This is a genomic window from Desulfovibrio sp. 1188_IL3213, assembly GCF_036763145.1.
GTDB lineage: Bacteria > Desulfobacterota > Desulfovibrionia > Desulfovibrionales > Desulfovibrionaceae > Desulfovibrio.
On record NZ_JBAIYR010000034.1, the window covers coordinates 1 to 13,929 of the forward strand.

Consider the following 13,929-nt stretch of genomic DNA (forward strand, 5'->3'; position numbering starts at 1 on the left):
CACGCCGGGGGCATCAGGCCCGCCCAGGCTCCTGATAAGCCCGTCATAGCGGCCGCCGCCAGCAACGGCAGCCTGCGCGCCGATACTGCCGCTTACCACCTCAAAGGTGGTGCGGCAATAGTAGTCAAGCCCGCGCACAAGCCTGTGGTCAAGCTCAAAGGGCAGATTTTCGCCGTTAAGCAGCTCAAGCACAGTGTCAAAATGCGCCCTGCACTCCGGACAGTTATAGTCCAGCAGTTTAGGGGCCGCATCGGTGATGGCCCGGCAGCCGGGCTGCTTGCAGTCCAGCACGCGCAAGGGGTTGGTATGCACCCTGCGGGCGCAGTCCGCGCACAGGGCGGTGCTGTCCACGCTTTCAAGATAAGCCAGCAGCGCATCCTTGAACTTGGGGCGGCACTGGGAACAGCCCAGTGAGTTGACCTTGAGGGTCAGATCTTCAAGGCCCAGGGCGGCAAGAAAGCGCAGCAGCATGCTGATAAGGTCGGCATCGGCATAGGGGCTGTGCGAGCCGAGGCATTCACAGTTGATCTGGTGGAACTGCCGCATGCGGCCCTTTTGCGGCCGCTCATAGCGGAACATGGGACCTGTGGTGAACAGGCGGCTTACCGGTTCCCTGTTGGCGAGGGCACTTTCGATATAGGCGCGCATGACGCCCGCCGTGGCTTCCGGCCGCAGGGTGAGCGACCTGCCCTTGCGGTCGGGAAAGGTATACATCTCTTTTTGCACCACGTCGGTTTCCTCACCGATGGAGCGCTGAAAAAGCTCGGTAAATTCCACAATGGGCGTGCGCAGTTCCACAAAGCCGTAGCGGCCGAAAATATCCCGCGCGGTATTTTCCATACGGGTAAAGATGTCGCTGTCCGGCGGAAACATGTCCGCGAAGCCTTTGATGCGTGCAATGCTCATGTCGTCCTCAATGGTGGCGCAATAGAGAATTTCAGCGTGAAATTGCTCTGACTGCTGCGCTGGCAGCCGTCCGCCGCAAAGGTGTAAGCGCAGCTTCAGCCTTGCCCCAGGGGGCTGTGGCCGAAGACGGCCGCGCTCTGTATTTGCGCTGTTAAACGCCGTAGTGAGCGTATTACGGCTGTGAGAATACAATTCCCAAAGGTAAGACGCTCTTGTGCTCCCTGAGCCTGAATTTTTGCCCGGGGCCAGAAACTAGCGTGAACCGCAGGAGCCTTCAAGCTTAAACTTGCCGCCGCATTCCTCGCAAGGCACGGGATATTCGCCGGTAAAGCAGGCCATGCAGTAGTGCTGCGGCTTGCTCACGGCGCCCATAAGCCCTTCAATGCTCAGGTAATGCAGAGAATCCACATCCAGCTTGCGCTGTATTTCTTCCAGGCTGTGCTGCGCGGCAATAAGCTCGCCCCGTGATGAAAAGTCTATGCCGTAATGACAGGGCGACATGACCGGCGGCGAAGAAATACGTATATGCACCTCTTTTGCTCCCAGTTCGCGCAGTTTTTTCACACGGGTCATCATGGTTGTGCCGCGCACGATGCTGTCGTCAATGATACAGATGCGTTTGTCTTCTATCATTTCACGCACGGGATTGATCTTTACCCGCACGCCGAAGCTGCGCATGCTTTGCGAAGGCTGGATAAAGGTGCGGCCCACATAGTGGTTGCGTATCATGGCATGCTCGTAGGGCAGACCCGAACGCTGCGCGAAACCCAGGGCCGGATAAATGCCCGAGTCAGGAAAAGGCATGACGAAATCCACATCCGGCGCGGATTCCGTGGCCAGGTTCCAGCCCATCTTTTTACGGCACTGGTACACCTGCTCGTCAAAAACATAGGAGTCCGGCCGGGCAAAATAGATCAGCTCAAAAATGCACTGGGCGGGCTTTTCCGGCATGGGGCTTATGAGGCGTTCGCTGCGCACGCTGTTGCCTTCCACCACCACCACTTCGCCCGGCTCCACCGTGCGAACGAATTCGGCCTCAAGCAGGTCAAAAGCGCAGGTTTCAGAGGCAAAGACAGGGCTGCCGTTCATGCGGCCGAAAGCAAGCGGATGAAAGCCGTGAGGGTCGCGCACGGCCACCATGACGCCGTCAGCCATGACCAGAAGGCAATATGCCCCCTGCACCCTGTAGCACGCTTCCTTGACGGCTCCGGGCAGGTCATTGTGGCGCAGGGCGCGCACCAGAAGGTGCATGAACACTTCGGTGTCGTTGCTGGTGGAAAAAATGGCCCCTTCGTTTTCCAGGTCTTCACGCAATTGGGCGGCGTTGACCAGATTGCCGTTATGGGCCAGCGCAATGGCCCTGCCCTTATAGTTGGCAAGAAAAGGCTGGGCGTTGCCGCTGGACGAACTGCCCGTGGTGGAATAGCGCACATGCCCCACAGCGTGGCGCCCGGTAAGGCGCTGCAGATCAGCCTCGGAAAAAACATCGGGCACAAGGCCCATGCTTCGACGCTCGTGAACGGTTTTGCCGTCAAAAGTGACTATGCCCGCGCTTTCCTGTCCCCGGTGCTGCTGGGCATAAAGGCCGAAATAGGCCAGACGGGCAGCATCGTCATGGTCATAAATGCCGAAAACACCGCATTCGTGCTTAATCATAAGCCTTACTTCTTCAGTTTTTTGCGCAAATGCGCAATGCGATTGTCGATGACCGACGGATTGGGGTATGCGTCGCGCGCCAGTTCAAATTGTTTCAGGGCTTCCGTGCCCTTGCCCAGTTGTTCCAGGGCGTCGGCCAGCAGATAGCCGGCCAGCCCGCGCAGGTTCTGGTCAGGGTCGCTGTCCAGTATCTGCTGCGAAAGATCCGCCACATCCTGCCAGCGCTCCCGGGCCATATTCTGGTCCGCAAGATCATACATGCACATGATCTTGTCATGATCCGGCAGGGGCAGGCCCAGGCACTGCTGGAGCGTGTCCTCTCCGGCATCAAAACGCCGCAGGCTGAACTGCATGGCCGCCAGCCGCCGGTGACCTTCAAGCACCTGCTCCGGGCCAAGACCGCCAAGCCCTATGTAGACATTCCAGATATCCACGGCACGTTCATGGCGGTGCAGGCTTTCATTGACCTCGGCCATGCGCCGCAGGACGACCGCGCTGCGGGCGTCGTCGTCCATATACTCTTCCAGCATGGTTTCAAGATATTCCAGGCTGGCGCGGGGTTCCTGCCCCGCGGCATTGACGACCAGCAGCAACTGCTGCCAGGCTTCCCAGCGGTCGTCCGCGCTCTGACTGTCCTGTGCCTCACGCAGATAACGCTCAAGCAGCCTTTCGGCAAGGGACCACTGGCGCTGCGCCACGGCCTCCCTGGCCTGAGAGAGGTCGTCACCCTGCAATGCCGGGCTGTCACAGCCCGCAAGGCCAAGGCAGAAACAGAAAGCCACGGCCAGCGCAAGCCTGCGCGCCACCGAAAAAAGAAAAAAACCGCGCCTGTCAGAGGCACGTTGCCGCCCTTCAGGCGGACAGGGGGGCATTGCCCCCCTGAAACCATGTTTTTCAACAGTGAAAAACATCATGCTGGTTCATATCAGGCGTTTTCGCCTTCAGGGCCTTCATCCGCGTCGTCATCAGCCGGGCCGTCAGCCAGACCGTCAGGCACATCAGCAGCAGGCGAAGGGGCCGCGCCAGTGGCAGGGGAAGTTGCACCCTCCACCACATCATCGTCCATCTCCTTGCTCAGATCACGGCCGGTCTGACCGCCTTCGTCCACACGGTCAAAGCCCACCACATGCGCGCCTTCGTCCAGCCGCACAAGCATGACGCCCATTGTGGCGCGGCCCTTGCTGCGCACTTCGTCCAGACCGATGCGCACGATCTTGTTGGATGAAGTGAGCAGGATAAGACCATCGTCATCACGCACGGGCATGGCGCCCACCACAGGCCCGGTCTTGCCCGTGACCTTGAAGTTGATGATGCCCTTGCCCCCGCGCGATTGCAGACGGTACAGCTCGATGCTGGTGCGCTTGCCGAAGCCGTTGGCGGAAATGGACATGATTTCCGTGGTCTGATCCGTTTCCTTCACAATGACCCCGGCCACAACAAAATCCTGCCGGCGCAGGGCTATGCCCTTGACGCCCGTGGCTACGCGGCCCATGGGACGCACATCCTTGCAGGGAAAACGTATGGCAATGCCGTCGGCCGTGACCAGCACAATATGGCTGTCGTTGCGAATGGGGCGCACCACCACAAGCTCGTCGTCCTCGCGCAGGCCCACGGCCATAAGGCCGGTCTTGCGGCAACGGGCGTACAGTGAAGCCGAAGAACGCTTGACCATGCCGCGCCTGGTTATGAAGAGGAAGTACTTGTCTTCGGCAAATTCGCGCAGGGCAAGCACGGTGGTGACCCACTCGCCCTCTTCCAGGGGCAGCAGGTTGTTGATGTGTACGCCCTTGGCCGTACGGCTGCCTTCAGGAACCTGATGCACCTTGAGCTGGTGCATGCGGCCCTTGTTGGTGAAGAGACACAGGAACTGATGGTTGGTGGTGCTCAAAAACTCCTGCACATAGTCGTCGTCAGAGGTGTACAGGGCGGCAATGCCCTTGCCCCCGCGTTTCTGCTGCTGGTAATTTTCAAGCCCGGTGCGCTTCATGTAGCCACGGCGCGACAGGGTGATGACCACATCCTCATCGGGAATAAGGTCTTCAATGTCGATGTCGGTAAGAGCTTCGCGCAGCACTTCGGTGCGGCGAGGCGTGGTGAAGGTTTCGCGGATTTCGCGGATTTCGCGCTTGATCTCCCCGCGCAGCACTTCGTTATTTTCAAGAATCGAGCGGTAGAATTCGATCTTTTGCAGAAGATCCTTGTACTCGGCCATAAGCTCTTCACGCTGCAGGCCCGTAAGGCGCTGCAAGCGCATTTCAAGAATGGCCTTGGCCTGAAGCTCGGAAAGCTCAAAGCGCTTCATAAGGGCCGCGCGCGCTTCGTCCGGGCTGGCCGAAGCGCGGATAAGGGCCACCACCTCGTCAATATTGTCGATGGCGATGCGCAGGCCTTCAAGAATATGGGCGCGGGCCTCGGCTTTTTCAAGATCGTAACGGGTACGGCGGATGACCACCTCGCGCCTGTGGTCCACAAAGCAGGTCAGCGCGGTCTTGAGATTCAGAAGCTGCGGGCGGTTGTCCACCACGGCCAGCATATTGATGCCGAAGCTCGATTCCAGCGGCGTGAACTTGTAAAGCGCGTTGATGACGATCTCGGGAATGGTTCCGCGCTTGAGGTCGATGACAACACGGATGCCCCTGCGGTCGGATTCGTCGCGCAGGTCGGTGATGCCGTCAATCTTGCGGTCATTGACCAGGGCCGCGATCTTTTCCACCAGAGAGGACTTGTTCAGGCCGTAGGGAATTTCCCTGATGATGATGGATTGCGCGCTTTTTTTGCGGTCTTCGATTTCCATGCGACCGCGCACTTTCACCGTGCCGCGGCCGGTATGGTAGGCGTCGTACAGTCCCTTGCCCGCGTACACATAGCCGCTGGTGGGAAAGTCCGGGCCTTTCACGTGCTCCATCAGGTCGTCAATGCTGCACTGGGGATCATCCAGAAGCAACTGCAGGGCATCGCACAGTTCGCCCAGGTTATGGGGCGGAATATTGGTAGCCATGCCCACGGCAATACCCGAACTGCCGTTGAGCAGCAGGTTGGGAACCTTGCTGGGCATAACCGTGGGTTCCTGCAAGGTATTGTCGTAGTTGGGGCGAAAATCCACCGTATTTTTGTCCAGGTCGCCCAGAAATTCCTGGGCCAGCCTGGACATGCGCACTTCGGTATAACGCATGGCCGCCGGGGCGTCGCCGTCAATGGAGCCGAAGTTGCCCTGACCGTCCACCAGGGGATCGCGCATGGAAAAATCCTGCGCAAGGCGCACCAGCGCACCATACACCGCCGAGTCGCCGTGCGGGTGATACTTGCCGATCACGTCACCGACGATGCGGGCGGACTTTTTGTGCGGACGGTTATAGTTATTGGCAAGCTCGTATTGCGCAAACATGATGCGCCTGTGAACGGGCTTGAGACCGTCACGGGCGTCAGGGATGGCACGGCCGATGATGACCGAAAGGGAATACTCCAGATACGACTTGCGGAGTTCAGTTTCTATGCTTATCTGCGGCTGCTGCATTTCTGCCACTGCTGGCCTCGCTGAGTAATGATGTTGGGTGGATGCGAACAGTCTGCGACGGGCTCAGAAAACACTGCTTTCTGAAAATCCGTGTGGAGCCGTCTTGGAGCAATTTCAAAGTAAAATAGCTCTAACTGTTCATGCCACTCCCTATAAAAGTTTATTGGGATGCCCCGGGAAAGGGTTGTTGCAGACTGCCATGCGGCATTCTCCGGCAGGGCGCTCCTGCGGCCGCCACGCGGTCGGCAAGAGCCAACGGCGGAACTGAAAACTCCGCATCCCCGCTTTGCCCAAAAAACCTTTCCTAAATATCCAGATCGTGTACGGCCAGGGCGTTGCGCTCAATGAATTCGCGGCGCGGCTCCACGCGGTCTCCCATAAGTTCCATAAAGGCGTCCGAAGCCTCGTTGGCGTCTTCCACAGAAACCTGAAGCAGGATGCGGTTTTCAGGATTCATGGTGGTTACCCAGAGCTGCTCGGGGTTCATTTCACCCAGACCCTTGTAGCGCTGGATATTGATACCCCTGCGGGCTTCGTCCAGCACCATGCGCATAAGACCAAACAGGTTTTGCGCGGGGGTTTCACTATCCTTGCGGCGCATGACAAAATCCAGGCCGCCGCATTCCTCACGCAGTTCGGCAAAGAGCTGCCAGGTCATGCGGTACAGCCGCGAGGCAAAAAACTCCATGCCGCGCCGCGTCTGATGGCCGCCGGTATTCTCAAATATGGCAAACAGGCGTTCCTCGTCGTCTTCGCTCTGCTCATTTTCAAGCGTGAGCATGTAGCCGCGCTCGTTGAGCCATTCCACAAGACCGGTGTCCTGCCGCTCAAGCATGGCCGCATCCACCTGCTCAGGATACGTTGTAAGCGCCAGAAAGAGGTCGCGCGGGGTTCCGGTCATTTCAGCGTCGTCGAGGCGCAGCTCAAGCGTTTCAATGCGCTCCACAAGGCTGCTGAGGGCCGTGCCCGTGTATTCCTTGCCGTTGACCGCCGTTACCGTGACGTCTTCGCTGACGCGCGAAAGCAGAAAGCTGTTCAGTTCCGCATCGTCCTTGATGAATTTTTCCATGCGCGAATTATGAACGCGATACAGCGGCGGCTGGGCGATGTAGACAAAACCGCGTTCCACCATTTCCTGATACTGACGGAAAAAGAAGGTCAGCAGCAGGGTGCGGATGTGCGCGCCGTCCACATCGGCGTCTGTCATGATGATGATCTTGTGGTAGCGCAGCTTTTCAAGGTCAGTGTCGTCCTCACCGATACCGGCGCCCATGGCCGTAATGAGGTTTTTTACTTCCTTGTTGGCAAGCATCTTGTCAAAGCGGGTGCGCTCCGTATTCAGAATTTTGCCGCGCAGGGGCAGAATAGCCTGATTTTTCGGATTACGCCCCTGCTTGGCCGAACCACCGGCCGAGTCACCTTCCACGATGAACAGTTCGGATTCCTTGGGATCCTTGCTCTGGCAGTCCGCCAGCTTTCCGGGCAGGGAGTTGTCCGAAAGAGCGCCCTTGCGGCGCACCAGTTCCTTGGCGCGGCGGGCGGCATCGCGGGCGCGGGCGGCATCCACGGCCTTTTCAATAATGAGCCGGATATCCTTGGGGTTTTCTTCAAAATAGATGTTCAGGCGATCATACACCACGCCCGCCACAAGACCGGCAACCTCGCTGTTGCCGAGCTTGGTCTTGGTCTGCCCTTCAAACTGCGGCTGGGGCAGCTTGACGCTGATGACGGCCGTAAGCCCTTCGCGCACGTCATCGCCGGACAGGCTTGTATTTTTCATTTTTTTGACCAGGTCGGCCTGGCCCTTGATGTAGCCGTTGATGGCGCGGGTAAGGGCCGTGCGAAAGCCCACCAGGTGGGTTCCGCCTTCCTTGGTGCGGATGTTGTTGGCGAAGGTAAGGATATTTTCCTTGTAGCCGGCATTGTATTGCAGGGCAAAGTCCACGGTGACGTTGTCCACCATGCCTTCACCGAAAACGATGGAATGGATGCCCTGCTCGCCGGAATTGAGGTCGCCCACAAACTGGCGTATGCCGCCTTCGGCGTGAAACACGTGGGTTTCACCGATGCGCTCGTCAATGCATTCGATGAACAGGCCCTTGTTGAGATAGGCCAGTTCTTCAAAACGTTTTTTAAGCGTATCGTAAGAAAACTCGGAAACTTCAAAAATCTCTTCATCGGGCTTGAAACGCACGGTGGTTCCGTGGCCGTCCACGTTTTCGCCGATAACGACCAGCTGATCCTGCGGGATGCCACGGGAATAGTGCTGGCGATAACGCTTGCCGTCACGGCGCACGGTAACCGTAAGCTCTTCGGAAAGCGCGTTGACGCAGGACACGCCCACGCCGTGCAGACCGCCGGAAACCTTGTAGCTTGTATTGTCAAACTTGCCGCCGGCATGCAACTTGGTCATGACCACCTGAACAGCGGGTACGCCTTCCTTGGGGTGGATGTCCACGGGAATGCCGCGGCCATCGTCCCGCACGGTCACGCTGTTGTCGGCGTGCAGAATGACGGTGATGCGCGTGCAAAAACCCGCCATGGCCTCGTCAATGGAGTTATCCACCACTTCGTAGACAAGGTGATGCAGGCCGCGCGCGTCCGTGGAGCCGATGTACATGGCCGGACGTTTGCGAACGGCCGAAAGCCCTTCCAGAATGGTAATGGAAGAAGCGGTGTAGCCGCCGTCGACGGGGGTTTGGAGAGCCATTAAACGTCTTCCTCGCTATAATATGTCGTTTCCGAAACCTTCATGGGCATGATGATGACGGTGTAGTTCGGGTCATCGGCCCCGCGTATGCCGCAGGGGCCTTCAGCGCCCGTAAGCATCATGTCTGTCTTGCCGGACACAAAGTGGGCCAGCACGTCCATAAGGTTGCGGGTGGGAAAGGCGATGCGCTTGATGTCGCCGCCGTATGTTACTTCCAGACTTTCGCTGGCCGAGCCTACGTCCTGCCCCTGGGCGGAAAGCAGCGCCTCGCCGGAGGAAAGGTCCATGTAGGTGCAGCGGTCGCTTTCGGTATTAAAAATAAGAATGCGGCCAAGGGCTTCCATTGCTTCTTTGCGGTCGATGGTCATGGGGTGCATGTCTTCGCTCGCCAGCTTGCTCATGAAGATACTGTAGTCCGGATACTGATGGGCAGCCCGGGGCAGGCTCAGGGTTTCAGCCCTGCTCATGCTGCGCAGGTACAGGCGCTTTCCGGTAATACTCAGCTCTATCTCGTCCACGCCAAGCCATTTCTTCATGTCCTGAAGGTATTTTTTCTGGATAAGAATGCCTTCTTCAGGCAGGCGCTCGGCAAGTTCGTCGTGCGTAAAGGAAACAAGAGCGAACTGATGGCCGTTAAGCCCGCACACGTCGATGCGGCCATTGCCCTTGGGCATCATGCACAGGCAGGCAATGGCGTCCATAGCGTCGTCATCGCTGATGCAAAATGTCACCTTGTCCAGAAGGTCCTGCAAAAAGTCGCCCGACCAGGTTACCGTATTTTCTTCAGGAAAGCTGGAAAAATTCTGAAACCACTCGGCCCCGCTTACAGGCAGCTTGTATGTGCGGCGGCCCTGCTCCACCAGCAGATTGCCCGAAGCCTCGTCAAGGGAAAGATGCAGCACACCCGAAGGCAGCTGGCGCACCAGATCCACAAAGGCCCTGCCCTGCACGCCGATAAGCCCGGGCTGAGCCACTTCTGCCTGATAGCGTCCCGTAAACTCGATATTGGCATCGGTGGACATGACCGAAAGACCGCCGTCTTCCGCCTTGAGCCAGATGGAGCGCAAATACTGCGCCCCTGCCTTGGCGGGAATAATGGCAACAGCTTTCAACAGCCCTTCAATGATCTGCTCTTTATTAACAGTAAGTTTCATACATTCTTTCCTTAACTATTATTGGCAGTGTTGCTATGTTCTTATCGGCTTAAAAGCCTTGTAAAAATTGAATTTTTTGTGGAACATTCCAAGGTGTTTTTTAGTAACGCCGGTAACGGGCCAAAAGCTTTTGCCCTGATTTCCGGGGTCAGGGTGTTTTCATTTCAATCTCTGTTACCAGTTGGTGTACACTTTTGTTACTAACCATCAATTTCTTAATTTTATTAATGGCATATATGACGGTGCTGTGGTCGCGTCCACCAAAAGCACGGCCAAGTTCCGGGTAGGAAAGACCAAGCTTGCGGCGGCATATGTACATGGATACCTGCCGTGCCAGCACCAGGTCAGGTCGGCGTTTGCCGCCAAGCACGTCTTCGGGCCTCAGGTTGAGCTTTCTGGAAACCTCTCCCAGAATTTCGCGGCAGCCGGGCATTTTTTCCGCCACCCCGGTGCGCACGATATTTTCCATATCAGCCTGGGTAAGGTTATTGCCCTTCACAGCGCAATACGCCCCCACCTTGAGCATAAGACCCTGCAAAAGCCGGAACTGTGAACAGCGCTGCGCCAGAAAAAGCAGCTGCTCCCGTGTCAGCGGCAATTGCCGTTCCTTGCACATGATTTGCAGATAGCGCAGGCGGACATACAGGTCCGGCTCCATAAGTTCTACCACAAGCCCGCTTTCAAGGCGCGAACGCAGGCGTTCGTCCAGCGTTTTCAGGGCCTGCGGCTGGCCGGAGCAGGCGAATATCATGCGTGCCGCGGCCCTGCCTGTCTGTTCGCCTGTTGGCGGGGCCTCTTTCCGTGGGGAACTGTCCGGGGAGCTTTTTTGCCCGCCGGGACAACTGTCCATTATGGTTACAAGTTTGCGCTGCCAGGCGTCATGGGCGGCAAGATCTTGAATATCATCAAGAACAAGAATGTCATAGCGCAGCCAGAACAGTTCCGGTCTTCCCCACACTAGATGTTCAGAGCAAAAACGGGCGGCGCTGGAGCAGACCATGCGGGCGGGATCGGCAGTGCGGGACATCACGGATGTCATGGCCTGAAGAAGGCGGCTTTTGCCTGTGCCGCTGCGCCCGCAGACCAAAAAAGGGTTATAGGCCGTGGATGAAGTGTCGCCGGCCAGTTCTCTGGCTGTTGCCAGGGGAAAAGCGTTTTTATCGTTACAGATAAAGTCTGCGAAGGGGTCTTCCGCTTCTTCCGTTGTGTTGTCGAGGCACTCCGGTGCAGGAAAAGGGCTGACGGGCTGCGGCTGATTCCTGGCGGCAAAAGCGCCGGGCTTGGCGCTTTCATAAACTATTTGAGGTATGGAATCTTCGTGCAGGCTCGTAAAATGTTTGTGCAGCGCGTCTTCAAAGGCGGCACGCCTGTGCTGACTGAACCAGTCTGCAAAATACATGTGCGGAAAAACCACCCTCAGGGTGTTTTCCTCCTGGCGCAGGGTAAGGCTGTCCAGCCAGGTTTCTCCCGCTGTGGCCCTATTTTTCGCCAGTATTTCCCGCAACTCTTTTTTCAGCATCATATACGTGGTTCATTCGCCTTGCAGGGCGTACCCTGTGGACAAAGTATCTTCCCGCAGGTTCGGCGTGAGGCTCGGTTTTTGCGGCCCAGGCCGTATAGGAACAAGAGATACTCGTAGCATAAAAGTTGATTTCAAACAAGAGGGCCGCCATCCCTCGCAAATACTGTTTCCTGTGGATGCCTGTGGAAAACGCTGTGCCACAGCGCAGTCTTTTCGGGCGCTTCGCTTTTTTTTCAGGCTGCAGGCTGCCTTTGTTTTCTGTCCCTGGTTTGGTGACGCCATGTTTTTTTTGTATGTTTCAGGCGCATGCGCTGCAGCATGTCCGCATCCATGTGATGGAGGTGTGGGGCTGTCATTCCCCGCCTGTATGATATGAAAGGCCCGCGCAAGGGAGCATAACGGTGCAAAAGGGGCGCGGGACGGGCCTTTTACCCTTGAACTGGACAAGCTCCTTGCCCATGCGTATAAGCTCCTCATGGGATCGAAGAACAAAAGACTATGGTTGGCAGGGGTCTTGCTGTTGGCGGTGCTGGGTTTTGTCGTGGCCCGTCATGTGGGATTGCCCGGTCTTACGGCTGTCAGCGGGCCGGAATCCGTGCAGGAACAGCCTGCAGTTGCGGACAGTGAAAAAACGCAGGAACACGCCGCTCCCCAGGACGGTGCAGGCCAGCAAAACACCGAAAGCGATCCCGCAGGCGAACCGGATTCTTCCTCACCCTCCTCCCCTTCCAGTGAAGCAGCCAACGCAGACCATGCAGATACGGCCGCCGATGCGGCAGCCGATGCGGCGGATGCCGGGGCAGCGCCCGGCGAGGCCGTGGTGCGCGGAACCTTTGAAAAGGGCGATACCGTCAGCAAGGTTCTTGAAAATTCCGGCGGGCAGGGAACACAGCAGTACATCAGCGCGGCGCGTCAGGTTTTTTCCATGCGCGCTTTCCGTGAAGGGCAACCGTATGTTGTGGTTACAGATATGGAATCCGGCAAGGTTAAACGCTTTGAATACGAGATAGACAGTCATCGCCGTCTTGTGGTGGAGGGAACAGACACCCCCGCCGCCAGGGTGGAGCCTATTGAATACGTTGTGCTGCTGGACTCTGTTACGGGAACCATCAACGACAACCTGTTCCAGGCCGTGGCCGATATGGGCGAAAGCCCGCAAATGGCCCTCAAGCTGGCAGATCTTTTCGGCGCGGAAGTAAACTTTATCCGTGACCTGCAATCGGGCGACTCTTTTGCCGTGCTGGTGGAAAAACGCTATCGCGATGGTGAATACAAGGGCTACGGACGTATTCTTGCCGCCCATTTCACCAACAAGGGCAAAACCTACGAAGCCTATCTTTTTCGCAATGGCAACAGGGCCGAATACTATAACCGCAAGGGCGAAAGCCTGCGCAAGACCCTGCTACAGGCCCCTCTGGCCTTTACGCGCATTACCTCGCGCTTTACAAACAGCCGCCTGCACCCCATATTAAACTATAGGCGCGCCCACCACGGTGTGGACTATGCGGCCCCCACAGGCACTCCGGTCAAGGCCGTGGGTGACGGGCTTGTAACGCAGCGCGCCTGGGTCGGCGGCTACGGCAACCAGATTGTCATCAAGCATACTGCCGGGCTGGAATCCATGTACGCGCATCTTTCAGGTTATGCGCGCGGCCTTGCCAAAGGGCAGCGTGTGCGCCAGGGGCAGGTTATCGGTTTTGTGGGCAGTACAGGTCTGGCAACAGGGCCGCACCTGGATTTTCGCCTGCGCCAGAATGGAAAGTTCATTGACCCGGCCAAGGCCATCAACCCGCGTGGTGAGCCGGTGTCCAAAAAGGCCATGGCCGAATTTGAAAGAGCTGTAACTCTTGAACTGGCCTATCTTAACGGCGAAAAAGCTCTTTCTGAATATGAGCCGGGCAGCATAGTGCCTGAGAACCCTGTTCCCGTGCCTGAAAAGCCTGTGGAAAAGGAAAAAAGCAAACCCGCCAAAAAGGGGCGGCGCTGAAGTAACGCCGCTCTCGCAAGGAGGGCCGTCATGACGTATTTTCAGCCGCTTTCAGGACTGACGCTGATTGTGCAGAATACCCCGCCCGACACGACGGATGTCATTACGTATGTGCCGTCTGTGCTGAATGATATTACCGCCGCCATTGACCAGCTTGAATCTGCGGACAGCGCCAGCTCTTTTATGCAGACACAGTGGCGCATGGCAGCCGCCAATATGCTGGGCATCGGGGCTGTTGTGGGAGGATGGGCATAAGCCCGGTCTCTGTTTTCAAAGAATATTGTGGATAACACTGGTAGAATACGGACGAACCGTTGTGGTTTGTCCGTATTTTTTGCTTTCAGGGCATGCAGCGTTTAGAGCAATTTCACTTTGAAATTGCTCTGGCGGCTGCGTGAGCAGACGTTCGCTACGGAGGCGTAAGCGCAGTTTATCTGCGCGGTTAAACGCCGAAGTGAGCGTGCCTTAAACTTTGAGAAT

At 57.3% G+C, this 13,929-nt stretch carries 9 protein-coding genes; 2 read left to right on the forward strand and 7 right to left on the reverse strand.

Features of this window, described 5'->3' with window-relative positions; translation table 11 throughout:
* The 7 genes from hisS to V6C16_RS03460 all read right to left on the reverse strand — a co-directional run.
* The coding region (gene hisS, locus V6C16_RS03430; protein WP_333542775.1) for a histidine--tRNA ligase at positions 1-906 on the reverse strand (906 nt) is incomplete at its 3' end.
* A gap of 252 nt (positions 907-1,158) precedes the next feature.
* Entirely contained in the window at positions 1,159-2,562 is a 1,404-nt protein-coding gene (gene purF, locus V6C16_RS03435) for an amidophosphoribosyltransferase (RefSeq protein WP_333534787.1), read from the reverse strand.
* A gap of 5 nt (positions 2,563-2,567) precedes the next feature.
* Positions 2,568-3,476: a tetratricopeptide repeat protein gene (locus tag V6C16_RS03440; RefSeq protein ID WP_333534786.1), complete on the reverse strand. Its 909-nt coding sequence runs from the start codon at positions 3,474-3,476 to the stop codon at positions 2,568-2,570.
* An 11-nt stretch (positions 3,477-3,487) separates the two neighbouring features.
* A complete protein-coding gene (gene gyrA, locus V6C16_RS03445; protein WP_333534790.1) occupies positions 3,488-6,076 on the reverse strand; it encodes a DNA gyrase subunit A in 2,589 nt (862 codons plus the stop codon).
* A gap of 304 nt (positions 6,077-6,380) precedes the next feature.
* Positions 6,381-8,786: a DNA topoisomerase (ATP-hydrolyzing) subunit B gene (gyrB, locus tag V6C16_RS03450; RefSeq protein ID WP_333534785.1), complete on the reverse strand. Its 2,406-nt coding sequence runs from the start codon at positions 8,784-8,786 to the stop codon at positions 6,381-6,383.
* The gene (dnaN, locus tag V6C16_RS03455; protein WP_333534784.1) at positions 8,786-9,940 is read right to left on the reverse strand and encodes a DNA polymerase III subunit beta; all 1,155 of its coding nucleotides are present in this window, start codon (positions 9,938-9,940) and stop codon (positions 8,786-8,788) included. The genes gyrB and dnaN overlap by 1 nt, the downstream gene beginning before the upstream one ends.
* A 148-nt stretch (positions 9,941-10,088) precedes the next feature.
* On the reverse strand, positions 10,089-11,462 hold the full coding sequence (locus V6C16_RS03460; protein ID WP_333534783.1) for a helix-turn-helix domain-containing protein: 1,374 nt from the start codon (positions 11,460-11,462) through the stop codon (positions 10,089-10,091).
* Positions 11,463-11,937: 475 nt separating this feature from the next.
* Here V6C16_RS03460 and V6C16_RS03465 point away from each other — a divergent pair, with 475 nt between their 5' ends.
* Positions 11,938-13,449 (forward strand): M23 family metallopeptidase, encoded by a 1,512-nt coding sequence (locus V6C16_RS03465; RefSeq protein ID WP_333534782.1) that lies wholly within the window; start codon positions 11,938-11,940, stop codon positions 13,447-13,449.
* Positions 13,450-13,479: 30 nt separating this feature from the next.
* Positions 13,480-13,704: a hypothetical protein gene (locus V6C16_RS03470; protein WP_333534781.1), complete on the forward strand. Its 225-nt coding sequence runs from the start codon at positions 13,480-13,482 to the stop codon at positions 13,702-13,704.
* Positions 13,705-13,929 lie beyond the last annotated feature (225 nt).

Excerpts from the sequence above, each read along its gene's own strand:
- purF (WP_333534787.1), bottom strand. The coding sequence starts at position 2,562 with ATGATTAAGCACGAATGCGGTGTTTTCGGCATTTATGACCATGACGAT.
- V6C16_RS03440 (WP_333534786.1), bottom strand. The coding sequence starts at position 3,476 with ATGATGTTTTTCACTGTTGAAAAACATGGTTTCAGGGGGGCAATGCCC.
- gyrA (WP_333534790.1), bottom strand. The coding sequence starts at position 6,076 with ATGCAGCAGCCGCAGATAAGCATAGAAACTGAACTCCGCAAGTCGTAT.
- gyrB (WP_333534785.1), bottom strand. The coding sequence starts at position 8,786 with ATGGCTCTCCAAACCCCCGTCGACGGCGGCTACACCGCTTCTTCCATT.
- dnaN (WP_333534784.1), bottom strand. The coding sequence starts at position 9,940 with ATGAAACTTACTGTTAATAAAGAGCAGATCATTGAAGGGCTGTTGAAA.
- V6C16_RS03460 (WP_333534783.1), bottom strand. The coding sequence starts at position 11,462 with ATGATGCTGAAAAAAGAGTTGCGGGAAATACTGGCGAAAAATAGGGCC.
- V6C16_RS03465 (WP_333534782.1), top strand. The coding sequence starts at position 11,938 with ATGGGATCGAAGAACAAAAGACTATGGTTGGCAGGGGTCTTGCTGTTG.
- V6C16_RS03470 (WP_333534781.1), top strand. The coding sequence starts at position 13,480 with ATGACGTATTTTCAGCCGCTTTCAGGACTGACGCTGATTGTGCAGAAT.